Origin of the sequence: Mesorhizobium sp. M0340 (assembly GCF_040321535.1) — a bacterium.
In the GTDB taxonomy this organism is placed as follows: Bacteria; Pseudomonadota; Alphaproteobacteria; order Rhizobiales; family Rhizobiaceae; genus Mesorhizobium.
The window spans coordinates 39,211-63,703 of the sequence record NZ_JAMYRR010000009.1 but is presented as its reverse complement, the minus strand read 5'-3'; the positions used below and the strand labels follow the sequence as shown (position 1 = coordinate 63,703).

The following is a 24,493-nucleotide window of genomic DNA, read 5'->3' as shown; positions in this document are numbered from 1 at the left end:
AGTCATGGACCTGCTGAACCATTTCCGCCGCATGGCAGCTAACAATCTGTGGTCCAACGACCGGCTCTGTCGTGCCGTGCTGCAGCTTGAGCCCGGCGAATTCGAAGCTGAAAGGATAAGCTTCTTCCCATCGATCAAGGCAACGCTGAACCACATCCTGGCGGTCGATTATCTCTATCTTGACTTTCTCGAAGAAGGCGGCGTCGGCGCCGCCGCCCATGACGATTTTGTGCCGTTCAATGATGCCAAGGCGCTTTTTGTTGCACAGGCGGAGGCCGACCGGCGGCTGATCGCCTTTTGCGACCGCCTGTCGGCGGACGATCTCGAGCGCCGCGTTCTCACCGACCGGCGCGAGGACGGCATGATACCGGAGCGGATCGGCGATTTGCTCGCCCATCTCTTCATCCACGACATCCATCATCGCGGCCAGGTGCACGCGATGCTGTCCGGCACCTCGGTGAAACCGCCGCAACTCGACGAGTTCCTCCTCGATTACGATGTGAAACTCAGGAAAGCGGAGGTTGAGCGGCTGGGCTTGCGAGACCAACTGCTTGGATAATCATGCCAAAGCCACATCGTAACGGGCGAAATGCGGGTCGGATGTCAGGATGGTGAGGTTCTCCACTTGCGCCTGCGCAATCAGAAGCCTGTCGAACGGATCACCATGGTGGTGGGGTAGGCCGCCGACGGCGTTCGCGTGCTGGAAGGTTACGGCGAGCGGCTGAAATTGCATCCTTGGAAGCAGCGTTGGCAGATCGTCCGGCGCATTAAGTTTTCTGATCGAACGTTTGATGGCAATTTCCCAGACGCTTGCCGCGCTCGCGAACACCACCGCTTCCGAAGCCAGAATAACGCGGTGGTGCTCGCTGAGACGTCGATCGTCCGAAATCGACCAGAGGATGATGTGTGTGTCGGCGAGAAACGGGCCGACCGTCATTTCACGTACTCATCCCACTCGGGACCGAGTTCATCAAAATCGTCCGCAATCCAGATCTTGCCCTTCAACGCGCCTATACGCGGCAGGGGTTCGGCCACTGCCGGAGCTACGATACGCGCCGCCACCTTGCCGTGGCGTGTGAGCACGATCTCCTCGCCGGCTTCCGCGCGGCTGACGAGTTCCGACAATTTGGCCTTGGCTTCGGCAATAGAAACATTCATGACTCGATCCTTTATGACCATAATTTAGGTCATAATTGATCAAACCACAAGACACCTCGGCCGAGCTGGCTACGCTGCCTTGCCGTCCACCCTCAGCACGCCGCGCTTGATCTGGTCCTGCTCGATCGATTCGAACAAGGCGCGGAAATTGCCCTCGCCAAAACCTTCGTCGCCCTTCCTCTGGATGAACTCGAAGAAGATCGGGCCGATGACGGTTTTCGAGAAGATCTGCAGCAGGATCTTGGTCGTGCCGCCGTCGACCACGCCTTCGCCGTCGATCAGGATGCCGTGCTTCTTCATCCGCTCGATCGGCTCATCATGGCCGTTCACGCGAGCATGGGACATGTCGTAATAAGTCTCCGGCGGACCCGGCATGAACTTCAGGCCGTTTTCGGCCAGCCTGTCGGTGGCGTCGTAAATGTTATCGGTACCGACGGCGATGTGCTGGATGCCTTCGCCATTGTACTTCTTCAGATATTCGGCGATCTGGCTGGTCTCGTCCTTGGACTCGTTCAGCGGGATGCGGATCTTGCCGCAGGGCGAGGTGATGGCGCGGCTGACCAGGCCGGTGATCTTGCCGTCGATGTCGAAGAAATGGATCTGCTTGAAACCGAACAGGTCGCGGTAGAAATCCCACCATCTGTCCATGTTGCCGCGATAGACATTGTGGGTGAGGTGGTCGAGATAGTAGAAGCCGACGCCTTCCGGCCTGGGGTTGCGCTCGCCCAGCCAATCGAACTCGGCGTCATAGGCCGAGCCCTTCTCGCCGTAGGTTTCGATGAAATAGAGCAGCGATCCGCCGATACCGACGATCGCCGGCACATCGAGCGTCTTGTCGTTGCCTTCATAGGGCGTCGCGCCCTTGGCTACCGCATGGTCGAAGGCATGGCTGGCATCGACCACCCGCCACGCCATCGAGGCGGCGCAAGGGCCGTGCTTGTCGACGAATTTCATGGCATGCGAGCCGGGCTCGGCATTGACGACATAATTGATGTCGCCCTGCCGCCAGACGGTGATGTTCTTGCTGCGATGCTTGGCCACCGGCACATAGCCCATGCGGGTGAAAAGCTCGGCGAGCTTTTCCGGCTCGGCATGCGCGAATTCGACGAATTCGAAGCCGTCGGTACCGGCGGGATTGGTTTTGCTGATCTTGGCGGGCGGTGCGTCGTGCGGGAAGGGACCCATGGCATTGCTCCGAAATCTGGCCCGAAATCTGGTATTGGCCGGGTCGGCCATATCTGAGCGCAATCATAGCGCGGAGCGAGTGCAAATTGCTTGCATTCAAACACTTGAAATGGTCAGGTCATGCGCGAATTGTGCACAACGGAGCCGAAATTCATGGATGAGGCGCGCATCGACCAGTTTGACCGCAAGATAATGGCTCTGCTGCAGACCGACGCGCGGCTGACCAACAACGATCTGTCGGAACGGGTGAACCTGTCCGCTTCGCAATGCTCGCGCCGTCGCCAGCGGCTGGAGGAGGACGGCTACATCAAGGGCTACCGGGCGGTGCTCGACCGCGACAAGCTCGGTTTTTCCCTTGTGAACGTCATCTCGGTGACGCTCGCCACTCACAACCGCGACAATGCGCGGCGTTTCGGCGAATTGGTGGCGCGGCTGCCGCAAGTGCAGGAAGCGCACGCGCTGACGGGCGAGATGGACTATATATTGAAAGTGGTGACGCCCGACCTGAAGTCGCTGTCGGAATTCGTCAACAGCGTGCTGCTGCCGCACGAATCCGTGCAGCATGTGAAGACGGCGATCGTGCTGGAGACGCTAAAGGAAACGGGCGCGCTGCCGATCTGAGGGCGAATATCACCCCTTCGACTGCTGGATCAGCCCATAAAGATTGGTGCAGCGGGCGCCGGAACGGCAGTAAGCGAAGACCGGGCCTTCGAGTTCCTCGAGCGCCTCAGCCTGGTCCTCGACATTCTCGGCCGTGATCTGGCCGCTGATGACAGGGATGTAGCGGAAGGCGAGCCCGGCGCCCTCTACCGCCGCCTTGACGGTGTCGGCCGATGGCTGGCCGGGCTGCTCGTCGTCCGGCCGGTTGCAGATCACGCTCTTGAAGCCGGCGGCCTTGATGGTCGCGACGTCCTCGGGCTGGATCTGGCCCGAGACCGAATAGTCCTCGCTGATCTGTCGGTATTCCATGGCGGTGTCCTCGCAATCTGGTTAGCGGCAGTCTTGCCACTCCCTGACCCGGTCGGCAATCCGCGCGAAAAGAAATCCATCCGCGCAGATAGAGATTTCGATGCCGGAAATCCAGCCGGACGGCGCCGCGTGTGCTTGGATGCGCCATACGCCAGCCCGGCTGGGTGAACGAGGTCGATCGCTCAGCTTCCGAGGATCGCGCCTTTGATCTGGGCGATGTTGTTGTGCATCAGGTCGATATAGGTCGCGGCCGGGCCGTCGGGCTGCGACAGCGCATCGGAATAGAGCGTGCCGCCCACCTTGATGCCGGTCTCGCTGGCGATCTGCTCGATCAGCCGCGGGTTGGTGATGTTCTCGACGAAGATCGCCGCCGCCTTGTCCTGCTTCACCTGGCTGACCAGCTTGGCCACGTCGGCGGCGGAAGGCTCCGACTCGGTCGACACGCCTTCCGGGGCCAGGAAGGTCAAGCCATAGGCCTTCTCGAAATAGCCGAAGGCGTCATGCGAGGTGATGACGACGCGCTTCTCTTGCGGGATCGACTGGATTGCCGCCTGCACTTCGCCCTCGAGCGCATCGAGCTTTTGCGTATAGGCAGCTGCATTGGCCATGTAGCTGTCGCAACCCGCAGCGTCGGCCGTGCAAAAGGCGTCGGCGATGTTCTTCACATAGATCTTGGCATTCGCGATCGACTGGAAGGCATGCGGATCGGTGACCGTCTTGCCGCCATCGGTTTCCGCGCCTTCGGCGGCGTCGGCCTCGGCGAATTCGGGTTTGAAATTGATCGGCGTGACCCCCTTTGTCAGCACGGCAATCGAAGCCTTGGTGGCGCTGGCGTCGACCAGGCGCTGCAGAAAACCTTCGAAATGCAGGCCGTTGACCAGCACAATGTCGGCCTTGGCCATGGCCACCGCATCGGCGGGGCTCGGTTCGTAGACGTGGGCGTCGCCGTCCGGCCCGACGATGGTGGTCAGATCGATGCGGTCGCCGCCGACATTCTTGGCGAAATCGGCGATGATCGTGAAGCTGGCGACCACTTTCAACGGCTCAGCAAAGGCCGAGGAAGCGCCGAGGGCGGTTAATGTTATAACGCTCACGGCCAACGCGGCGCGGATCGATTTCAGCATGGACAGTTTCTCCTTGTTGGGATCAGGCAGTTCTGTGGCGGTGATGGACGATGCGGGCGCGCAGGATGCCGCGCGTGCCGAACAGGATCGAGGCGAAATAGACGACGCCGGCGGACAGGATGATGGCCGGGCCGGAGGGCAGTGACGCATGGTAGGACAACAGCAGCCCGGCAATGCAGGAGGCAAAGCCGATCACTGTGGCCAACACGCACATCGGCTCGACGCGCGACGTCCAGAAGCGGGCCGCCGCCGCCGGCAGCATCATCAGCCCGACCGACAGCAAGGTGCCGAGCGCCTGGAAACCACCGACGAGATTGAGCACGACGAGGCCGAGAAAGATGAAATGCACCGGGCTGCCCATCCGGCTGACCGAGCGCAGGAACAAAGGGTCGAGGCATTCGGCGACCAGCGCCCGCCAGAAGATGGCGAGGCTGGCCAGCGTCACCACGACGATGCCGCCGATCAGCGTCAGCGCCTCGTTGTTGAGCGCCAATACGGTGCCGAACAGCACATGCATGAGATCGACGCTGGAACCGCGGATCGACACCATAAGCACGCCGATGGCCAGCGAAATCAGATAGAAGGCCGCCATCGAGGCATCCTCGCGCTGGATGGTGAAGCGCGAGACGGCGCCGGCGCCGAGCGCCACGATGATGCCGGCGATCAGTCCGCCGATAGTCATCGGCAGGATTTCCAGGCCATAGAACAGGAAGCCGGCGGCAGCACCCGGCAGGATGGCATGCGCCATGGCGTCGCCGGACAGGCTCATGCGCCGCAGCATCAGGAACACGCCGACCGGGCAGGCGCCGAGCGACAGCATCATCGAACCGGCGAGCGCCCGCTGCATGAAGGCGTAGTCGGCGAACGGAGCGACGAACAGACCGTAGAGCACGTCCATCACGCCGCCCTCGGCCCCGGGCCGTGATGATGGTCATGGTCATGCCCGTGGCCACTGTGCTGGTGATCATGCTCGCTAGGCTCACACCATGGCGCGTTGTCCTCCCAGGCTTCGTGGAAGCGGCGCGCACGCAACAAATTCTCCGGCCGCAGCGTCTCCTTAGTCTCTCCCCAGGCGATCGGCTGGCGCGCCAGCAGCAGTGTTTCGGGGAAATTCTGCCGCACCAGATCGAGATCGTGGACCACAACCATGATCGTGCGTTCCTCGCCGTGCCAGCGCTTGATCAGCGCGATCAGGTCACCGACCGTCTTGGCATCGACGGCGTTGAACGGCTCGTCGAGGAGGATGAGCTCGGCATCCTGCAACAGCACGCGGGCAAACAGCGTGCGCTGCAGCTGGCCACCCGACAACGTGTCGATCGGGCGCTTCTCGAAGCCGCCGAGGCCGACGGCCATCAGCGCCTCGCTGACCGAGTCGCGATCTTCCCTTGTATAACGGCCGAGCATGCCGCGCCGCGGCCACAGGCCAAGTGAAACCAGGTCGACGACACGGGCCGGAAAGGAGCGGTCGAGCTCCGATTGCTGCGGAAGGTAGGCGGCGCGCACGCCGGGCGCCCGGATCACCGCGCCGGCCATCGGCTTCAGAACGCCGACGATGCCCTTCATCAGCGTCGACTTGCCGGAGCCGTTGGCGCCGACGACCGCCGTCAGCGATCCCTTGCGGATCGTACCATTGAGGTGGTGGACCGCAGGATGGCTGTTGTAGCCCAGCGTCAGGTCGCGGAAGGTCAGGCACGTTTGGCTCATGTGACGATCCATGGGGCGACGATCGGTGGTGCAGGGGCGGATTCGATATGTGATGTTATTACATTAGTCAACAAGCCAATCGGGCGGAATTGCGGCCGGGCCGTCATGTTGTCTGCTTTGGCTTGGCTCAAGCGGTTCCGCTCGAGCGGCCTTGCCCCCGGCGAACCCGGCCCCTAAACAGGCGCACCGACAAGAGAAAGCCGGACAAAAGAAGGAATATCTAATGAGCATTCGTCGCATCGATGTGGGCCCGCGCATGAGCCAGATCGTCATCCACGGCAACACCGTCTATCTGGCCGGTCAGGTCGGCAAGCCGGGCGGAAACGTCGGTGCCCAGACCAGGGACATTCTGGCGGCGATCGACGAATTGCTGGCCAAGGCCGGCACCGACAAAACCAAGATCCTGCAGGCGATCATCTGGCTGGCCGACATGAGCACCTTTGCCGAGATGAACGCGGAATGGGACAAATGGGTGCCGCAGGGCAACACGCCGGCCCGCGCCACCGGCGAAGCCAAACTTGCCGGACCGGAATATCTGGTCGAGATTATTGTTACCGCGGCGATTTGAGAATGCGGCTCTAACCCTCCCCCTCGAGGGGAGGGTCGGCGAGTAGTCGAAGCGAAGCGGAGACTGCGAGACGGGGTGGGGTCGGCGAGGTTGCTCCGACCCCACCCCGCGTCACAAAATGCCGCCGCGCGGCAATTTGCTCCGCGACCCTCCCCTCAAGGGGGAGGGTTAGGAGCTCACCCCTGCGACGGCGTGAACCGCGCCACCAGCGTGTGGTTCTCTGCCGCATAGGTGAAGCGGACATGGGTGACGGGGTGCTCGGCGCTCCATGTCCGCCGCTCGATCACCAGGCACGGCGCGCCGGTGTCGATGTCGAGCGCCGCCGCGATGTGCTTTTCGGCGGCGACCGCGCGGATGCGATGCTCGGCGGCACTCCACGGCACGCGCCCGATCAGCCACGGACCGGGCGCGGTCTCGAAAAACGCCTCTTCGGCGGCTTCCGGCACGGCAGCCAGGTTGATCAGCCGCTGCTCGTGGGCAAACGGCCGCTTGCCGGCGAAATGCAGGCATTCCAGCGCCAGCACCGGCCCGGCGACGTCGAGTTCCAGCAGGGCTCGGTCGTCGGCGCTGCTGCGCCTTCCGCTTCGCGCCATGCGCTCATAGCGGTAGGGCAGGCCAAGTGCCTCGACCTCGATCCGGATGTCGTGGATTTCGAGAACGGCCGCCTGCGATTGCGGCTGGCGGACAAAGCTGCCCGAACGACGCCGGCGCTCGATCAGCCCGGCCTTGGCCAGTTGCGACAGCGCCTTGTTCACTGTCATGCGTGAACAATTGTATTCGGCCGTCAGTTCATGCTCGAACGGAATGCGGTGGCCGGGCGCCCAGGCACCCGACAGGATCCGTTCGCTGATGTCCGACAGGATGCGCTGGTGCAGCGAAAGAACCTCGCCGCCGTCCGCGCTTCCAGAATCCGCGCTTATTGTCCCGATCATGCTCATGCCGAAAGCGCCGTCATCACTTGGCGGAACCGCTCGGCGATAGCATCGCGCCTGGCATGCATGCCGCCGCTGACCAGTTTCCTGCCATGCACCCAGACGCAGTCGATCTTGGTGCCGTTGGCAAAAATCCAGGCGTCAAGGATTGCATCGCCCGTCTTGCCGGCCAGCGATGGATGCTTGCCGTCGAGCGAGACGAAATCGGCCGGGGCACCTGCTGCGATCTGCGAGGGGCCGGCGCCCAGCGCGGCACTGCCGCCATCGAGCGCTGCGTCGAACAAAGCACGGCCGGTCGAGCCGCCGGCGACGGCCAGCACGTTGCGGGCGCGGTGGGCGAGGCGCTGCGAATATTCGAGCTGCCGCAACTCGTCCGGCAGGCCGATCAGGACGTTTGAATCCGAGCCGATGCCAAAGCGGCCGCCATGCTGCATGAACAAGGACGCGGCAAAGGTGCCGTCGCCGAGATTGGCCTCGGTGATCGGACAAAGGCCGGCAACGGCGCCGCTTTTCGCCATTTGCACCGTCTCTGTGTCGGTCATGTGGGTGGCGTGGATGAGACACCAGCGCCGGTCGACCTTGGCATTGGCAAGCAGCCACTCGACCGGCCGCGCCCCGGACCAGGCAAGGCAGTCCTCGACCTCCTTCATCTGCTCGGCGACGTGGATGTGGATGGGCCCCTCCGGCGCCATCACCGTGATGTTTTCCAGTTCCTCCGGTGTCACGGCACGCAGGCTGTGCGGGGCGACGCCGACAACGCCTTGATTCAAGCTGCGAACGGATTCGCGGCATTTCTCAACAAGCCGCGAGAACTGGTTCACATTGTTGATGAACCGCCGCTGGCCTTCATTTGGCGCAGCGCCGCCGAAAGAGGAATGCGCGTAGAACACCGGCAACAGCGTCAGCCCGATGCCCGTCTCGGACGCTGCGGCAATGATGCGCTCCGCCATCTCGGCGATGTTGGCATAGGGCCGGACGTCGCGGTCGTGGTGTAAATAGTGAAACTCGCCGACGCGCGAGAACCCGGCCTCCAGCATCTCGACATAGAGCTGAGCCGCGACCGCCTCGACCTGGTCCGGCGTCATCGACAGCGCGAAACGGTACATCACCTCGCGCCAGCTCCAGAAACTGTCGGCGGAAGGCCCGCGCAATTCGGCAAGGCCGGCCATGCCGCGCTGGAAGGCGTGGCTGTGCAGGTTCGGCATGCCGGACAAAAGGATGGCATGGCGCTCGTCGCCAGGCAGGAGCGAGGTATTCGCCTCGACCGCGGCGATCCTGCCGTCGGAGATGACGATCCGCACATTGCTGTGCCAGCCGTCGGGCAGAAGTGCCTGTTCCGCGAAGATTGCCGTCACGTTTTTCTCCAAATCCCGGTCTGCCATGCGATGATAGTGCTTGCAGTGCCTTTTGATATGTATATACATAATCGTCACCGATTGAAACGGAAAAGATGATGGCTGCAGAGAGCAAAAGCCGGGCAGGGGAGGTTCGCCTCTGGCGCAATGCGCGCCTCGCGACCATGGTCGAAAACAGCGCCGGGTCAGGCGTCGTCGAGCACGGTGCAATCGCCGTGCGCAATGGCCGGATTGTCTATGCCGGGCCGGAAGCCGACATGCCGGCAGCGCTCCGCGAAAACGCCGAGGCGATCGACTGCGAAGGCCGCTGGATCACGCCTGGCCTGATCGACTGCCACACTCATCTGGTCCACGCAGGCAACCGTGCCAATGAATTCGAGATGCGGCTGGCCGGCGCGACCTATGAAGAGGTTGCCAAGGCCGGCGGCGGCATCGTTTCCTCGGTCAAGGCACTGCGCGCGGCCAGCGAGGACGAGCTGGTCGCCCAGTCGCTGCCGCGCCTCGATGCGCTGATCGCCGAAGGTGTCACCACCGTCGAGATCAAATCCGGCTACGGTCTCGACCTCGAAAACGAGAGGAAGTCGCTGCGCGCCGCCCGACGGCTGGGCGGTGAGCGGCCGGTGACGGTCAGGACCACTTTCCTCGGCGCCCATGCGCTGCCGCCCGAAGCAAAAGGCGACAAGGATGCCTTTATCGATCTTGTCGCCAACGAGATTTTGCCGGCCATCGCTGCCGAGGGCCTGGCCGATGCCGTCGACGGTTTTTGCGAAGGCATTGCATTTTGGCCGGAGCAGATCGCCCGCGTGTTCGATGCTGCGAAGGCGGCGGGCCTGCCGGTCAAGCTCCATGCGGACCAGCTGTCCAATCTGCACGGCGCGGAACTTGCGGCGCGCTATGGTGCGCTGTCGGCCGACCACCTCGAATACACCGACGAGGCCGGTGCGGCGGCGATGGCGAAGGCCGGAACCGTGGCGACCATCCTGCCCGGCGCCTACTACTTCATCCGCGAGACCAAGAAGCCGCCAATCGCCCTGTTTCGCCAGCATGGCGTCAGGATGGCCGTTGCCACCGATAACAATCCCGGCACGTCGCCGCTGACCTCGCTGCTACTGACCATGAACATGGCGGCGACGTTGTTCGGCCTGACGGTCGATGAATGCCTTGCCGGCGTCACGCGCGAGGCTGCCCGCGTGCTCGGGCTGCTTGGACAGACCGGTACGCTGGAGGCCGGAAAATCCGCCGATCTGGCGATCTGGGACGTCGAACGCCCGGCCGAACTCGTCTACCGCATGGGCTTCAACCCGCTGCATGCCCGCATCTGGAGGGGACAATGACCGAACTCAAGCTAAGGCCAGGCAATGCCACGCTGGCCGATTGGCGCGCCATCTATCGCGGCGCCGCACTGAGACTCGACGATGCCTGCCGGCCGAAGATCAAGGCCAGCGCCGAGGCCGTCGCCAGGATCGTTGCCAAAGGCGAGCCGGTCTATGGCATCAACACCGGCTTCGGCAAGCTGGCCAGCGTTCGCATCCCCGCCGCCGACCTGGAAACGCTGCAGCGAAACATCGTACTGTCGCATGCCGCCGGCGTCGGCGAGCCGATGCCCGTCGCAATTTGCCGGCTGATGATGGCGCTGAAGCTGGCCAGCCTGGCACAGGGCGCCTCCGGCGTGCGGCCGCGAACCATCGAACTGCTCGAGGCGATGCTGGCCAACGACGTTATTCCCGTGGTGCCGGCGCAAGGCTCGGTTGGCGCTTCCGGCGACCTTGCGCCGCTGTCGCACATGACCGCGGTGATGATCGGCGTCGGCGAGTGCTTTACCCCGCATGGCCGCTTTCCCGCCAAGGTCGCCTTCGTTTCGCATGGCCTGGAGCCGGTGATGCTGGGCGCCAAGGAAGGCCTGGCGCTGCTCAACGGCACCCAGTTCTCGACCGCGTATGCGCTTGCCGCTTTGTTCGAAGCGGAGGTGCTCTACCAGTCGGCACTGGTCGCCGGCGCGCTGTCCGCCGATGCCGCCAAAGGCTCCGACGCTCCGTTCGATCCACGCATCCATCTGCTCCGGAAACATCGCGGCCAGATCGAGACGGCCGAGGCGTTGCGCAATTTGATGGCCGGCAGCGCCATCCGTGAATCGCACCGCGTCGGCGACGAGCGCGTGCAGGATCCGTACTGCCTGCGCTGCCAGCCGCAGGTGATGGGTGCAGCACTCGACGTGCTCCGCAAGGCTGCGGACACGCTCGCCACCGAGGCCAACGGCGTCACCGACAATCCGCTGATCTTTGCCGAGGACGACTCCGCACTTTCGGGTGGCAATTTCCACGCCGAGCCGGTGGCCTTCGCCGCCGACATGATCGCGCTCGCCGTCTGCGAAATCGGCTCGCTGTCGGAGCGGCGCATCGCCATGCTGGTCGACCCGGCGCTGTCGGGCATGCCGGCCTTTCTCACGCCCAAGCCGGGTTTGAATTCCGGTTTCATGATCCCTCAGGTCACGGCCGCGGCACTGGTTTCTGAAAACAAGCAAAAAGCCTATCCGGCCAGCGTCGATTCGATCCCGACCTCGGCCAACCAGGAAGACCATGTCTCGATGGCGGCGCATGGGGCGCGCCGGCTCATCGGCATGGTCGAGAATGCGACGGCCGTCATCGGCATCGAATTGCTGGCCGCCGCACAGGGCTGCGATTTCCATGCGCCTCTGGCCTCGAGCGCGGCACTGGAGGCGGTGCGCCGGCTGGTCAGGGCAGAGGTGCCGCATCTCGACAACGACCGGCACTTCCACCCGGACATGGAGAAGGCCATCGCCATGGTACGCGGCGGCGCGGCGGTGGAAGCCGCGGGGGCAGTGAAACTGCCGGGCGTGACGTCGTGAAGCCGTCGTCGCTGCGTTACGCCGGCATGGGTCGTGTTCCGTCGCGCCCCCCTCTGTCCTGCCGGACATCTCCCCCTCCACGGGGGAGATTGGCAGGTTCGGGGACTGCGCCCTTTCTGCATCCCACGAGATTGGCGAAAGTAGAGATGATAGCCAATCTCCCCCCAAGAGGGGGAGATGTCCGGCAGGACAGAGGGGGGCGCTGTCCCGCCAACCCCAGCCCGGCAACACCGAAACTTTCAAGGTCAGAAACAAAAAACCCGCCTCGAGGGCGGGTCGTCGGGCCGAATCAGCACCATACGGAAATTAGTAGCATAGCTGCCGGCACAAAGCAAGAACAAAATACGACACGGCCGGCAAAAAGCCAGGTCGGTGCTCAAAGACGGTCGCAGAGTTGCGTTCTGTCACGCGGAGACTTCCGATGACCTCGCCCTCCTGGCTCACCGTCACCCAAGGCACGGCACCCTTGCTGGTTTCGATCCCGCATACCGGCATCGATCTCGCTGGCCTCGACAGCCGGCTAATCTCGCCTTGGCTCGGCCGCCGTGACGCCGACTGGTGGATCGACAAGCTTTATGACTTCGCAGAAGACCTCGGCGCGACCGTTGTGCATACGGCGATTTCGCGCACCGTCATCGACGTCAACCGCGATCCGTCCGGCGCCTCGCTCTATCCCGGCCAGACGACGACTGGGCTCTGTCCGACCGAGACATTTGACGGCGATCCACTCTACCGCAAAGGTGAAGAGCCGGGACCGTCGGAGATCGACGAGCGCCGCGAGAAGTTCTTCGTGCCTTATCATGCCGCGCTGCAGGCCGAGATCGACAGGCTGCACGCTTTGCATGGGAAGATCGTCGTCTATGACTGCCATTCGATCCGTTCGGTGCTGCCGCGCCTATTCGAAGGCAAATTACCGGTCTTCAATCTCGGCACCAACGACGGCAAGAGCGCCGATCCGACGCTGCAGGAGAAAGTCAGGCAGATTCTGGGCGAAACCGGCGAGAGCTTCGTCGTCAATGGCCGCTTCAAGGGCGGCTGGATCACGCGCCATTTCGGCCAGCCGCAAAACGGCGTCCACGCGCTGCAGATGGAGCTGTCCAACCGCGGCTATCTGCGCGAGCCCGAAGGCAAGGGCATGCCCGGCAATTGGCCGGTGCCTTACGATGCCGAATTCGCGGCGCCAATCCGCGTCACGCTGAGAAAGATCCTGGAAACCGCGATCGCCTGGGCCGAGCGCTGACGCGCGGCGCGCTTCATTCGAAAGGGACAATCATGACCGATCCTCGCCACAACATCCGTGAAGTGCGCAGCCCGCGCGGCAGCGAGCTCAACGCCCGCACCTGGCAGACGGAAGCGCCGTTGCGCATGCTGATGAACAATCTCGATCCCGATGTTGCCGAGAACCCCAATGAACTGGTCGTTTATGGCGGCATCGGCCGGGCGGCGCGCACCTGGAACGATTTCGACCGCATCGTTGCCTCGCTGAAGACACTCGGCGACGACGAGACGCTGTTGGTGCAATCGGGCAAGCCGGTCGGCGTGTTCCGCACTCATCCTGACGCCCCGCGCGTGCTGATCGCCAATTCCAACCTGGTGCCGCACTGGGCGACATGGGAGAAATTCAACGAGCTCGATAGAAAGGGCCTGATGATGTACGGCCAGATGACGGCCGGCTCGTGGATCTACATCGGCACGCAAGGCATCGTGCAGGGCACCTATGAGACCTTCGTCGAGGCCGGCCGCCAGCACTATGGCGGCAATCTCAGGGGCAAGTGGATACTGACCGGCGGCCTTGGCGGCATGGGCGGTGCCCAGCCGCTCGCCGCGGTCATGGCCGGCGCCTGCTGCCTGGCCGTCGAATGCGATCCCGACCGCATCGATTTCCGGCTGCGCACCCGCTACGTCGACGAACGCGCCGACACGCTCGACGAGGCTCTGGAAAAGATCGAGCGCTGGACCAAAGCCGGTGAGGCGAAATCGGTCGGCCTCGTCGGCAACACCGCCGACATCCTGCCGGAACTGGTGCGGCGCGGCGTGCGCCCCGACATCGTCACCGACCAGACCTCGGCGCATGACCCGCTCAACGGCTATCTGCCCAAGGGCTGGTCGCTGGCCGAGTGGCGCGAGAAGCGCAGCAGCGACCCGAAGGCCGTCGAAAGAGCTGCCCGCGCGTCGATGCGCGAGCACGTCGAGGCGATGGTGGCGTTCTGGAACGCCGGCGTGCCGACGCTCGATTACGGCAACAACATCCGCCAGGTGGCGAAGGAGGAGGGCTTCGACAATGCTTTTGCCTTCCCAGGTTTCGTGCCGGCCTATATCCGTCCGCTGTTTTGCCGCGGCATCGGCCCGTTCCGCTGGGCAGCGCTTTCCGGCGACCCCGCGGATATCTACAAGACCGACGCCAAAGTGCGCGAACTCACGCCCGGCAACACCCATCTGCACAATTGGCTCGACATGGCGCGCGAGCGCATCGCCTTCCAGGGCCTGCCGGCGCGCATTTGCTGGGTTGGGCTCGGCGATCGCCATCGGCTCGGCCTCGCCTTCAACGAGATGGTCGCCAGGGGCGAACTGAAGGCACCGGTGGTCATCGGCCGCGATCACCTCGATTCCGGCTCGGTTGCCTCGCCGAACCGCGAGACGGAGGCGATGAAGGACGGCTCGGATGCCGTCTCCGACTGGCCGCTGCTCAACGCCCTGCTCAACACCGCGTCCGGCGCCACCTGGGTGTCGCTGCACCATGGCGGCGGCGTCGGCATGGGCTTTTCGCAGCATGCCGGCATGGTCATCGTCGCCGATGGCACGCCCGAGGCGGCCAAGCGCCTGGAGCGGGTTCTGTGGAACGACCCGGCGACCGGCGTCATGCGCCACGCCGATGCCGGCTATGACATCGCGATCGAGTGCGCCAGGGAGAACCAGCTCAACCTGCCCGGCATTTTGGACTGAGCCGCGCCTTGCGCATCCTTCGGGCAGCCGAATACCGGTCGATGCCGTGGAAGAACGGCGGCGGGGTGACGACGGAGATTGTCGTGTCGCCGCCAGGTGCCGGGCTCGACGATTTCGACTGGCGTGTCTCGATGGCGCTGGTCGAGGGCAGCGGCCCGTTCTCCGGCTTCGCTGGCGTCGACCGGACCTTGGCCTTGCTGGAAGGCGAGGGCATGGTCCTCGATATCGCCGGCCGGCCGCCGGTCGAAATCACCAAGGCTTCCGCACCGCTTGCCTTTCCGGGCGACGTGCCGACGCAAGCCACGCTCATCGCCGGTCGGATCACCGACCTCAACGTCATGACCCGCCGCGCCCGGGCGACTCACACGGTCGAGCGCCTGCTGATTTCGGCTCCGACGGAGATCCAGGCCGAAGCCGATGAAACACTTATTCTGTGCGTCGACGGCGAACTCAGCGTGGCCGGCGCGGCGCCCATGCAATTGGGGCCGCTCGATGCGCTGTTGCTCGGGGCGCAAGCGCCGGAACTGCACCTGGACCCCGTCCGGCCGGCCATGCTTTTCGTGATCCGCATCGGCTGCATTGCCGGCAACGATTAACGTCTGTTTCCAAACATGATCGTGACGCCGGCCAAATATCGCGTAAGCTGGTCGCTGCATCACGAAAAAGCCTGAATCTTCCGCCGATCAGAAGCCGAAACGATGCTCATAGTGCTCGCCTGGAAGTTGTCGAGAGACGGCATCTTGTCGTGGTGCGGAAACAAACTTTCGGCCAAGTGTTGCGATGCAACCAATTGCATTTGGACCGGTTTTAGGGACATTGCCGTGGCGGTGACGCCGCACTGCGTCCCCAACACGGAACCTTAGATGAATATCCAGACCAATCTCGCACAGATCGAAAAGACGAGCGCCAGCTTCCCGGCTGTCACCGACGAGCCGATACGCTCCCATTTCCTGCCAGAAGATCGGCTCCGAGCGTTGGGCGCAGCCCTTGCCAATGGCGATGCCAAGGATTTGTTCGGTCTGACGCCTTTCGATTTTCAGGCGCGCATCCGCGACAGCGCCAGGAAGATTCTCGATGTCTACCGTTCCACCAACGCTGCCCAGGCGAGGGGCGAAACGATCACGCCCGCGGCGCAGTGGCTGCTCGACAACAACTACCTGGTCGAGGAGACCATTTTTCAGGTCAAGCGCGACCTGCCGCGCCGCTTCTATCGCCAGTTGCCGACGCTGAAACTGTCGGATGGATCCAGCGTGCCGCGCGCACTGGCGGTCGCGTGGACCTATGTCGCGCATTCCGACAGTTCCGTCTCGTCGGCCATGTTCAAGGCGATCGTCGAAGGCTTCCAGTCCGTCGAGCCGCTGAAGATCGGCGAATTATGGGCGCTGCCGTCGCTGCTGCGCTTCGTCCTGATCGAGAACCTTCGCCGCATCGCGGTCCGCGTCAATCGCACGCGGGAACTGCGCCAGATCGCTAACGAGGTCGCCGACCGTGTGCTGGCGACGGACGACAGCGCCGACCGGCAGTCGATACTTTCCCACTACAGCGCCCACGCGCAGGACACCACCTTCGCCACCCAGTTGCTCTACCGGCTGCGTGACGGCTCGCAAAATGCCGGCAGGGCGCTGGAATGGCTGGAGGGCGAGCTGGAAAGGACCGGCTCCGACGCGGAGGAGATCATCCTCAGCGAGCACCACACGCTGTCCAGCGGCAACGTGACCACCGGCAACATCATCCGCGGCCTGCGCCTGATCAACGACGTCGACTGGACGGTGTGGTTCGAGGGCGTCAGCCGCATCGACACCTTGCTGCGCGAACGCACCGATTTCGCCGCGCTCGATTTCTTTTCGCGCGACCAATACCGGACTGCGATCGAGGAGCTGGCGCGCCGTTCCGATCTCTCCGAATTTCGCGTTGCCGAAAGGGCGATCGAGCTCGCCGGCCATGCTGCCGATGCACCGGGCTCCGAAAGCGGTCCGATCGCTCACACCGACGTCGGCTTCTTTCTGGTCGGCCCGCGCCGGCAGGAGCTCGAGCGGTCGATCGGCTACCGGCCGACCATCGGCAAGACGCTGAACCGGACGTTCCGCAAGACCGGATGGCTGGGCATCGTCGTGCCGGTGTTTGCGCTGACGGTCCTGCTTCTGGTCGTTTCCGGCAATGCGCTTGCCAATCTCGGCCTGTCGGTGCCGTCGATCGTCCTGATGCTGGCCCTGTTCGCGGTGCCGGCCAGCGAAGGCGCGCTCGCATTCTTCAATACCGTCGTCTCGCTGTTTTTGAAACCGACGCGTCTCGTCGGCTATGATTTCAGGCACGGTGTGCCGCCCGAGGCGCGCACGCTGGTGGTGGTGCCGTCGCTGATCGGCTCGCGCGACGATGTCGAGGAGAACATCCGCAACATCGAGGTGCATCACCTCGCCAACACGGCGGGTGAGGTCTATTTCGCGCTGCTTTCCGACTGGCCGGACTCGAAGACCGAGATCGATACGGCGGATGTCGAAATCCTCGAATTCGCACGTGCCGAAATCGCCAGGCTGAACGCCCGCTATCCGTCGGAAGGCGCACCGCGCTTTTATCTGCTGCATCGGCGCCGGCTCTACAACGCGTCGCAAGGCGTCTGGATGGGCTGGGAGCGCAAGCGCGGCAAGCTGCACGAATTGAACCTTCTGCTGCGCGGCGACAGCGACACCACCTTCCTGCCGTTGGAAGTGCCATTGCCGGAGAGCGTCGTCCACGTGATGACGCTGGACGCCGACACCCGCACCACCCGTGACGCCGTCGCCGCGCTGGCCGGCAAGCTTTGCCACCCGCTCAACCGTCCGCATTTCGATGTCGCACGGCGCGAGGTTACTGCAGGTTATTCCATCCTGCAGCCGCGCATCACCGCGTCGCTGACCAGCGGCGACGAGGCATCGTTCTTTCAGCGTGTCTTTTCCGCCAATCGCGGGCTCGATCCATACGTCTTTGCGGTGTCGGACCTCTACCAGGACATCTTCGGCGACGGTTCCTTCACCGGCAAGGGTCTTTACCATGTCGACGCCTTCGAGGCGGCGCTGAAGGGCCGCATCGAGGAAAACACCATCCTCAGCCATGATCTGCTCGAAGGCGCCCTGGCGCGCTCGGCCTTGGTCACCGACGTTGAACTGGTCGAGGACTATCCGACCCGCTATTCGGTCGATGCGTCGCGCCACCATCGCTGGGCACGCGGCGACTGGCAGCTTCTGGGCTTCATCCTCGGCCCGCGTTCAAACGTGCCGGCGCTGTCGCGCTGGAAGATGGTGGACAATCTACGCCGCTCGGTGACGCCGATCTTCTGGGTGATGGCCGCGATCGCCGGCTGGACGCTGCTGCCCTTCACGCAGGCCGCGCAATGGCAGGCGCTGCTGATCCTCACGCTGTTCATGGCGCCCACTTTCGACATCGTCAACGCCATCCTGCCGAAGAGCGGCGATCAGACGCCGCGCGGCCATTTCTCGGCACTGGCACGCGACGTTGCCTTCGGTACCGCCCTGGTGGCTCTGAAGATCGTCCTGATGGCGCACCTTGCGTGGATGATGGGCGACGCAATCATCCGCACGCTTTACCGCCTGTTCGTCAGCCGCCAGAACCTGCTCGAATGGCGCACCGCCTCGCAGGCGCACAAGGGCAGCGACAACGATCTCGGCTCCTACTACAGCATCATGTACGGCGCCGTGATCATCGGCGTCGTCGGCCTCGCCGTCCCGGTGCTGGCCGATTCCACCGGCGCCTTCGTCGCCTTCTTCTTTGCCTTGTTCTGGATCGGCTCGCCCGCCATCGCCTGCTGGATCAGCCGTTCGGCCGAAACCGAGGACCGCCTGCGCATATCGGCCGCCGACATCCACGCGCTGCGCACCGTGGCGCGGCGTACATGGCACTATTTCGAGACCTTCGTGACGGCCGAGCATCACCATCTGCCGCCGGATAATTTCCAGGAAAGCCCGGCCCCCGTGGTGGCGCCCCGCACCTCGCCGACCAACATCGGCGTCTACCTGCTGTCGGTGATTTCGGCACGCGACTTCGGCTGGATCAGCCTCTCCGACGCCGTCAACCGCATCGACGCGACCATGTCGACCATCGAGAGCATGCCGCGCGATCGCGGTCATCTCTTCAACTGGTACGACACCACGACGTTGAAGCCGCTCTATCCGCTTTACATTTCTGCAGTCGACAGCGGCAATCTCGCCGGCCATCTGGTGGCTGTGGCCGCAGCCTGCGCCGAATGGGCCGAAGCGCCGTCGGTGCATGTGCAGGGCGACTTCGAAGGCATCCTCGATACTGTCACCATCCTCGACGAAAGCCTTGAGGAACTGCCCGACGACCGGCGTCAATTGCGGCCCTTGCGCCAGCGGCTCGCCGACCGTCTCGATGGCATGCGGCGGGCGGTCGAATTGATCAAGGCGCAGCCGGAGATGGCGTCGATCCGTACCATCAACCTGGCCGTCCTGGCCGGCGAGATACGCAAGCTCGCGACAGCCATCCACACCGAGGCCGCGTCGACCCAGAGTGACACCATCGCCGATTGGGCGGCCAGGCTCGAAGCCACCTGCGAGGCGCATGTGCACGACGCACACAGCGACGAAAACGCCGTCGCGGCATTGCGGGCCAAGCTTCTGACGTTGCGCGAGCGCACGCGCCGTTTCGCCTTCGAGATGGATTTCTCGTTCCTGATGCGGCCCGAACGCAAGCTCCTGTCGATCGGTTACCGGGTCGAGGAGCATCAGCTCGACGAAAGCTGCTACGATCTTTTGGCCTCTGAGGCGCGGCTGACCAGCCTGTTCGCCATCGCCAAGGGCGATTTGCCGACCGAGCACTGGTTCCGGCTCGGCCGGCCGATCGTCGAGATCGGCTTCCAGGGCGCACTGATGTCCTGGTCCGGCTCGATGTTCGAATATCTGATGCCGCCCCTGGTGATGAAGGAGCCGCAAGGCAGCATTCTCAACCAGACCAGCAAGCTCATCATCAAGCGCCAGATCCAGTATGGCCGTTCGAAGAACGTTCCCTGGGGGATTTCGGAAGCGGCCTACAACGCCCGCGACCGTGAACTGACCTATCAGTACACCAATTTCGGCGTGCCCGGGCTCGGCCTGAAGCGCGGCCTTGGCCAAAATACGGTAATCGCGCCTTACGCGACCGTGCTGGCAGCGCAGTTTACGCCGCATGAATCCGTGCAGAACCTGGCCAGGCTGAGGCGGCTGGGCGCGCTGGGCCGGCACGGCTTTTACGACGCGGTGGATTTCACGCCGCAACGCGTCCCCGAGGGCACCGACCACGCCGTCGTGCTCAACTACATGGCCCACCACTCCGGCATGTCGATTGCCGCAGTTGCCGATGCGATCTTCGAAGGGCGCCTGCGCGACCGCTTCCACAGCGATCCGGTGATCGAGTCGGCCGAATTGCTGCTGCAGGAAAGGGCGCCGCGCGACATCCCGACTGCGACCGTAAGAACCGAGGCCGACGAGCGCTCGAAGGACGAGACCGAGCTGGAAAGCCCGGACACCCGCATCGTGCTCGATCCGCTCAGGGCGCTGCGCTCGACCAGTGTCATGTCCAATGGCCGCTACTCGGTCATGGTCACCGCCACCGGCTCCGGCTACAGCCGCTGGGGCGACCTTGCCGTCACGCGCTGGCAGCCGGATCCGACCGAGGACCGCCTTGGTTCCTATATTTTCCTGCGCGACGCCAGCAACGGCGACTGGTGGTCGGCCACCGCCGAGCCGAAGCGCGCCGCCGGCGAGCGGGCGCAGACGCTGTTTTCTGACGACAAGGCGAGCTTCGTCAAATCGGTTGGATCGCTGCGTTCGGAAGTCGAGTGCATCGTCATCTCGGAAGGCAATGGTGAGGGCCGACGGGTGACGCTCCACAATGATGGCCCCGCCGACCGGCATATCGAAGTAACCTCGTTTGCCGAACTGGTGCTGGGCTCCGAGCCCTCCGATAATGCCCATCCGGCTTTTTCGAAGATGTTCGTGGAAACCGAGATCGCGCCGAACAACGGCGCGATCTTCGCCACCAGGCGCAAGCGCGAAAAGGATGAACCCGACGTCACCATGGTGCACTTCGTCACCGACCCGTCTGGATCGGCGCGCGACGCCGAGGCGGAAACCGACAGGCGCGCCTTCATCGGCCGTGGCCGCACTATCACCGAGGCGGCTGCCTTTGATCCCGGCGCCAAGCTTGGCGGCCATTCCGGCTTCACCCTGGATCCGATCGCATCGCTTCGCCGGCAGGTGCGCGTGCCGGCCAACAAAAAGATTTCGCTGACCTTCTGGACCGTCGTCGGTACCCATCGCGCCGAATTGGATGCCGCCATCGCCCGGCTCGACCATCCCGAAAGCTTCGCCCGCCAGGCGATGCTCGCCTGGACGCGCTCGCAGGTGCAGACCCGGCACCTTGGCCTCAGTCTGTCGGACGCCGCCAATGTGCAGAAGCTGGCGCGCTATCTGATCTATCCCGACCCGTTCCTGCGCCTTCCCGGCGAATCCATCGTCTCCGGGCTCGGCAGGCAGTCCAGCCTGTGGCCGACCAGCATATCTGGCGATTTTCCGATTTTCCTGGTCAGGATCGCCGATGTCGCCGATCTGGAGATCGTCGCCCAGGCGCTTCGCTTCCAGGAATACATGCGCGCCCGCGGCATGATGATCGATTTTGTCGTCGTCAACGAGCAGGCGTCATCCTACGTGCAGGACCTGCAGCGTGCGGTGGAGACGCTGTGCGAAAACAGCCGGTTGCGCGGCAAGGAGCTCGGACCCCGCCAGCACATCTTCGCAGTGCGCCGCGATCTGATGGAGGAAACGACCTACAGGACCTTGCTCGCCGTCGCTCGGGTGGTGCTGCATACGCGCAACGGCACCATCTTCGACCAGATCGAGCGCGCCGAGGCCGCGGCACTGCAGGCGCGGGACGCCGCCCTCCAGCCGGCAGACCTTGCAGCGCTTCGCGAGCCGTCCTTGCCGGTGCCGACGTCGCAAGCATCTGCCGCCCAGGCACTGATCGAGGGCCGCGTCGACGGCAGCGGGCTCGACCAATGGAACGGTTTCGGCGGCTTCGACGGCGACGGACGCCACTACGTCGTGCGTCTTGCCGGCCGGCGCACGACGCCGCAGCCGTGGATCAACGTCATCTCCAACCCATCGTTCGGGTTCCACATTTCGGCTGAAGGCGCTGCCTTCACCTGGAGCCGCAACAGCCGCGACTATCAGTTGACGCCATGGTCGAACGATCCGGTCACCAACCGGCCGGGCGAGGGCATCTATATCTACGATCATGCCAGTGGCAGGGCGTTCTCGCCAATGGCTGCCGTGGTGCGTGATCCGACAATGACCTACGAAACCTGGCACGGGCAGGGTTTTTCGACGTTCCGCTCACAACGCGGGCCGCTGTCGATGGACCTGACCCATGTCGTCGATCCCGTCGATCCGGTGAAGATATCGCGGCTGCGCATCCAGAATTCGGGTTCGGTGCCGATGCGGCTGCGCGTCTACGCCTATGCGGAATGGGTTCTTGGCGGCCATCGCTCGCGCACCGCTGCAAGCATCGTTCCGTCGAGGGATGCCGCAACCGGCGCATTGCTGGCGCAAAATCCCTATGGACTCGATTTCGGCGAGCGAATCGCCTTTCTGGCCGCCGACGGTGCGGTGCATTCCGTCACCGCCGACCGCGGCGAATTCATCGGCAGGCAAGGCACGAGCGAGTTTCCGCATGCGGTGCTGAGCGGCGCCGACCTGTCGGGCCGCGTAGAGGCCGGCGACGATCCCTGCGCGGCCATCGCACGCGACATCGACATCGCTGCCGGTGGCGACGTCACGCTGCTCTGGCTGCTCGGCGACGCGGCCTCGCCCGACGAGGCCAGCGCGCTGGTGCAGACCCATCGTTCCAGGGATTTCGATCAGCGGCTGGCCGACAACGAGCGCACATGGCGCGGCTTTCTGGACACCATCCAGGTCGAGACGCCGGATAAGGCCCTCGACGCCATGGTCAATCACTGGCTGCCCTATCAGAGCCTGGCCTGCCGCATCCGTGCCCGCTCTGCGTTCTATCAGGCGAGCGGTGCCTTCGGCTTCCGCGATCAGTTGCAGGACACCCTGGCCTTGCTGGCGCATGACCCCAAGCTGGCGCGCGATCAGATCCTCAACGCGGCGCGGCGGCAATTTCCCGAAGGCGACGTGCAGCATTGGTGGCTGCCGCGCACCGAGGCCGGCGTCCGCACCATGATCTCTGACGACGTGGTCTGGCTGGCCCACGCTACCGCGCGCTACCTGCTGGTGACCGGTGACACCGCGATCCTGAAGGAGCAACTGCCCTTCATCGAAGGGCAGGCGCTGGGCGAAGGCGAGCACGATGCGTTCTTTATCCCGGAAATCTCGAAGAAGACAGCCTCGCTCTACGACCACTGCGCGCGGGCGCTCGATCTTGCCGTCAAGCGGAGCAGCCCGGCCGGGCTGCCGCTGATCCTCGGCGGCGACTGGAACGACGGCATGAACCGCGTCGGCGAGCACGGCAAGGGCGAGAGCGTATGGCTGGGCTGGTTCCTGCTGAAGACGCTGGGCGAATTTGCCGATGTCGCCAAGGCGGAGCGCGATGTAAAGCGCGTGCAAGCCTGGACGAAGCACGCCGAGGTGCTGAAGCGGGCGCTGGAAAGCACCGCCTGGGATGGCGAGTGGTATCGGCGCGGCAGCTTCGACGACGGCACGCCGCTCGGCTCGCGCAAGTCGGACGAGTGCAAGATCGACTCGATCGCCCAGTCCTGGAGCGTGCTTTCGGGCGAGGGCGACCCGGCGCGGTCGACCACGGCAATGGGGCAGGCGATGAAAGCGCTCGTCGACGACGAGCTCAAGATCGTCAAACTGTTCACTCCGCCCTTCTCGAAGACGGAAAAGGACCCGGGCTACATCAAGAGCTATCCGCCGGGGGTCCGTGAAAACGGCGGCCAATACACGCACGCCGCGACATGGTTCGTTATTGCGCTCGCCGAGATGGGTCGCACCGACGATGCCTACCGCTGCCTTTCGATGCTAAATCCGGTCAACCATGCGCTCGATGAAGCCGCGGCAGAGCGCTACCGCGTGGAACCTTATGTCGTCGCGGCCGATGTTTATTCCGGGCAAGACAAGGGCGGCCGAGGCGGCTGGACCTGGTATACCGGGTCGGCGGGCTGGCTTTATCGCGCTGCGGTCGAGAGCATTCTCGGCATAGAGCGCCGCGGACAGCGCCTCCAGTTCACGCCGAGACTCCCCAGCCATTGGGATGGCTATTCGGCAACCCTGAAGATGCTGGGCGCCGAGATCAAGGTACGCGTCGTCCGCGACAAAAAGGCCCGGGCCATCTCACTTGAAGTGAATGGCACGAAGACCAAATCTTCGTCCTTCGAGCCAAAAGCCGGCGACAATGCCGAGGTGGTCGTTAGAATACCGACCTAGATTCAAGGACTTGGAGCGTCGCTCAGGGTTGCCCAGGGCACGCGCGGGCGCTCCAAGTGCCTCTACCGGTTATATTTGCGTTTGACCTTGCTGAATGCCTGCACACGACTTTAGACGTCGTGCCTGGGGTCTTGCTGATTAAAAATGTGGCAGTGCTTTCCAGCTGCCATGATTTTGCCGCAACGCTGACATTTCACCTTTTATCTCAAACTGTTAGACGATCACGGCAAATTTCGAAGCGTCGTCATCTTTTGT

The 24,493-nt window shown here is 63.8% G+C and carries 18 protein-coding genes; 9 read left to right on the top strand and 9 right to left on the bottom strand.

Translation table 11 applies throughout. From position 1 onward, the window contains the following. Positions 1-4 precede the first annotated feature (4 nt). Complete coding sequence (locus NKI79_RS15275) at positions 5-559, top strand: DinB family protein (RefSeq protein WP_352802446.1); 555 nt, start codon at positions 5-7, stop codon at positions 557-559. On the opposite strand, the gene NKI79_RS15270 is transcribed toward NKI79_RS15275, so the two are convergent. The 3 genes from NKI79_RS15270 to hppD all read right to left on the bottom strand — a co-directional run bounded on the left by NKI79_RS15270 (position 560) and on the right by hppD (position 2,343). Continuing rightward, positions 560-937 (bottom strand): type II toxin-antitoxin system VapC family toxin, encoded by a 378-nt coding sequence (locus tag NKI79_RS15270; RefSeq protein ID WP_254817486.1) that lies wholly within the window; start codon positions 935-937, stop codon positions 560-562. Further along, the gene (locus tag NKI79_RS15265; protein ID WP_254817725.1) at positions 934-1,158 is read right to left on the bottom strand and encodes a type II toxin-antitoxin system Phd/YefM family antitoxin; all 225 of its coding nucleotides are present in this window, start codon (positions 1,156-1,158) and stop codon (positions 934-936) included. Before NKI79_RS15265 ends, NKI79_RS15270 begins: the two co-directional genes overlap by 4 nt. A 69-nt stretch (positions 1,159-1,227) precedes the next feature. Then, entirely contained in the window at positions 1,228-2,343 is a 1,116-nt protein-coding gene (gene hppD, locus NKI79_RS15260; protein ID WP_352802443.1) for a 4-hydroxyphenylpyruvate dioxygenase, read from the bottom strand. A 153-nt stretch (positions 2,344-2,496) separates the two neighbouring features. Between hppD and NKI79_RS15255 the strand changes: the two genes are divergently transcribed. After that, the gene (locus tag NKI79_RS15255; RefSeq protein WP_352802440.1) at positions 2,497-2,964 is read left to right on the top strand and encodes an Lrp/AsnC family transcriptional regulator; all 468 of its coding nucleotides are present in this window, start codon (positions 2,497-2,499) and stop codon (positions 2,962-2,964) included. 9 nt (positions 2,965-2,973) lie between these two features. Here the strand turns inward: NKI79_RS15255 and NKI79_RS15250 are convergent, their stop codons facing one another. The 4 genes from NKI79_RS15250 to aztA all read right to left on the bottom strand — a co-directional run bounded on the left by NKI79_RS15250 (position 2,974) and on the right by aztA (position 6,140). Further along, positions 2,974-3,312, bottom strand: a complete 339-nt coding sequence (locus tag NKI79_RS15250; protein WP_254817489.1) for a protein tyrosine phosphatase family protein — start codon at positions 3,310-3,312, stop codon at positions 2,974-2,976. A gap of 182 nt (positions 3,313-3,494) precedes the next feature. Continuing rightward, positions 3,495-4,436, bottom strand: coding sequence for a zinc ABC transporter substrate-binding protein AztC (gene aztC / locus NKI79_RS15245; RefSeq protein ID WP_352802438.1), 942 nt, complete (start codon positions 4,434-4,436; stop codon positions 3,495-3,497). A 22-nt stretch (positions 4,437-4,458) separates the two neighbouring features. Next, entirely contained in the window at positions 4,459-5,334 is an 876-nt protein-coding gene (gene aztB / locus NKI79_RS15240; protein WP_254817491.1) for a zinc ABC transporter permease AztB, read from the bottom strand. Further along, positions 5,334-6,140 (bottom strand): zinc ABC transporter ATP-binding protein AztA, encoded by an 807-nt coding sequence (gene aztA, locus NKI79_RS15235; RefSeq protein WP_352802435.1) that lies wholly within the window; start codon positions 6,138-6,140, stop codon positions 5,334-5,336. The genes aztB and aztA overlap by 1 nt, the downstream gene beginning before the upstream one ends. A 223-nt stretch (positions 6,141-6,363) precedes the next feature. Between aztA and NKI79_RS15230 the strand changes: the two genes are divergently transcribed. Then, complete coding sequence (locus NKI79_RS15230; protein ID WP_023674415.1) at positions 6,364-6,708, top strand: RidA family protein; 345 nt, start codon at positions 6,364-6,366, stop codon at positions 6,706-6,708. 176 nt (positions 6,709-6,884) lie between these two features. Here NKI79_RS15230 and hutC read toward each other — a convergent pair whose 3' ends face one another. Both hutC and NKI79_RS15220 read right to left on the bottom strand, forming a co-directional pair. Beyond that, on the bottom strand, positions 6,885-7,646 hold the full coding sequence (hutC, locus tag NKI79_RS15225; RefSeq protein WP_352802433.1) for a histidine utilization transcriptional repressor HutC: 762 nt from the start codon (positions 7,644-7,646) through the stop codon (positions 6,885-6,887). Next, positions 7,643-8,995 (bottom strand): formimidoylglutamate deiminase, encoded by a 1,353-nt coding sequence (locus NKI79_RS15220; RefSeq protein WP_352802431.1) that lies wholly within the window; start codon positions 8,993-8,995, stop codon positions 7,643-7,645. Before NKI79_RS15220 ends, hutC begins: the two co-directional genes overlap by 4 nt. A gap of 98 nt (positions 8,996-9,093) precedes the next feature. Here NKI79_RS15220 and hutI point away from each other — a divergent pair, with 98 nt between their 5' ends. The 6 genes from hutI (at position 9,094) to NKI79_RS15190 (ending at position 24,238) form a co-directional block, all read left to right on the top strand. Further along, the gene (gene hutI, locus NKI79_RS15215) at positions 9,094-10,329 is read left to right on the top strand and encodes an imidazolonepropionase (protein WP_352802430.1); all 1,236 of its coding nucleotides are present in this window, start codon (positions 9,094-9,096) and stop codon (positions 10,327-10,329) included. Then, a complete protein-coding gene (hutH, locus tag NKI79_RS15210) occupies positions 10,326-11,861 on the top strand; it encodes a histidine ammonia-lyase (RefSeq protein ID WP_352802428.1) in 1,536 nt (511 codons plus the stop codon). Before hutI ends, hutH begins: the two co-directional genes overlap by 4 nt. Before the next feature lie 421 nt (positions 11,862-12,282). Beyond that, positions 12,283-13,101, top strand: coding sequence for an N-formylglutamate deformylase (gene hutG / locus NKI79_RS15205; RefSeq protein ID WP_352802426.1), 819 nt, complete (start codon positions 12,283-12,285; stop codon positions 13,099-13,101). 32 nt (positions 13,102-13,133) lie between these two features. Further along, positions 13,134-14,804 carry a urocanate hydratase gene (hutU, locus tag NKI79_RS15200; RefSeq protein ID WP_352802425.1) on the top strand — a complete coding sequence of 557 codons (1,671 nt, stop codon included), beginning with the start codon at positions 13,134-13,136 and terminating at the stop codon, positions 14,802-14,804. Between the two features lie 8 nt (positions 14,805-14,812). After that, a complete protein-coding gene (locus tag NKI79_RS15195) occupies positions 14,813-15,400 on the top strand; it encodes a HutD/Ves family protein (RefSeq protein ID WP_352802424.1) in 588 nt (195 codons plus the stop codon). A 267-nt stretch (positions 15,401-15,667) separates the two neighbouring features. Next, positions 15,668-24,238 (top strand): glycoside hydrolase family 94 protein, encoded by an 8,571-nt coding sequence (locus NKI79_RS15190; RefSeq protein ID WP_352802422.1) that lies wholly within the window; start codon positions 15,668-15,670, stop codon positions 24,236-24,238. The last annotated feature ends 255 nt before the right edge of the window (positions 24,239-24,493 follow it).

Excerpts from the sequence above, each read along its gene's own strand:
- NKI79_RS15275 (WP_352802446.1), top strand. The coding sequence starts at position 5 with ATGGACCTGCTGAACCATTTCCGCCGCATGGCAGCTAACAATCTGTGG.
- NKI79_RS15270 (WP_254817486.1), bottom strand. The coding sequence starts at position 937 with ATGACGGTCGGCCCGTTTCTCGCCGACACACACATCATCCTCTGGTCG.
- NKI79_RS15265 (WP_254817725.1), bottom strand. The coding sequence starts at position 1,158 with ATGAATGTTTCTATTGCCGAAGCCAAGGCCAAATTGTCGGAACTCGTC.
- hppD (WP_352802443.1), bottom strand. The coding sequence starts at position 2,343 with ATGGGTCCCTTCCCGCACGACGCACCGCCCGCCAAGATCAGCAAAACC.
- NKI79_RS15255 (WP_352802440.1), top strand. The coding sequence starts at position 2,497 with ATGGATGAGGCGCGCATCGACCAGTTTGACCGCAAGATAATGGCTCTG.
- NKI79_RS15250 (WP_254817489.1), bottom strand. The coding sequence starts at position 3,312 with ATGGAATACCGACAGATCAGCGAGGACTATTCGGTCTCGGGCCAGATC.
- aztC (WP_352802438.1), bottom strand. The coding sequence starts at position 4,436 with ATGCTGAAATCGATCCGCGCCGCGTTGGCCGTGAGCGTTATAACATTA.
- aztB (WP_254817491.1), bottom strand. The coding sequence starts at position 5,334 with ATGGACGTGCTCTACGGTCTGTTCGTCGCTCCGTTCGCCGACTACGCC.
- aztA (WP_352802435.1), bottom strand. The coding sequence starts at position 6,140 with ATGAGCCAAACGTGCCTGACCTTCCGCGACCTGACGCTGGGCTACAAC.
- NKI79_RS15230 (WP_023674415.1), top strand. The coding sequence starts at position 6,364 with ATGAGCATTCGTCGCATCGATGTGGGCCCGCGCATGAGCCAGATCGTC.
- hutC (WP_352802433.1), bottom strand. The coding sequence starts at position 7,646 with ATGAGCATGATCGGGACAATAAGCGCGGATTCTGGAAGCGCGGACGGC.
- hutI (WP_352802430.1), top strand. The coding sequence starts at position 9,094 with ATGGCTGCAGAGAGCAAAAGCCGGGCAGGGGAGGTTCGCCTCTGGCGC.
- hutH (WP_352802428.1), top strand. The coding sequence starts at position 10,326 with ATGACCGAACTCAAGCTAAGGCCAGGCAATGCCACGCTGGCCGATTGG.
- hutG (WP_352802426.1), top strand. The coding sequence starts at position 12,283 with ATGACCTCGCCCTCCTGGCTCACCGTCACCCAAGGCACGGCACCCTTG.
- hutU (WP_352802425.1), top strand. The coding sequence starts at position 13,134 with ATGACCGATCCTCGCCACAACATCCGTGAAGTGCGCAGCCCGCGCGGC.
- NKI79_RS15190 (WP_352802422.1), top strand. The coding sequence starts at position 15,668 with ATGAATATCCAGACCAATCTCGCACAGATCGAAAAGACGAGCGCCAGC.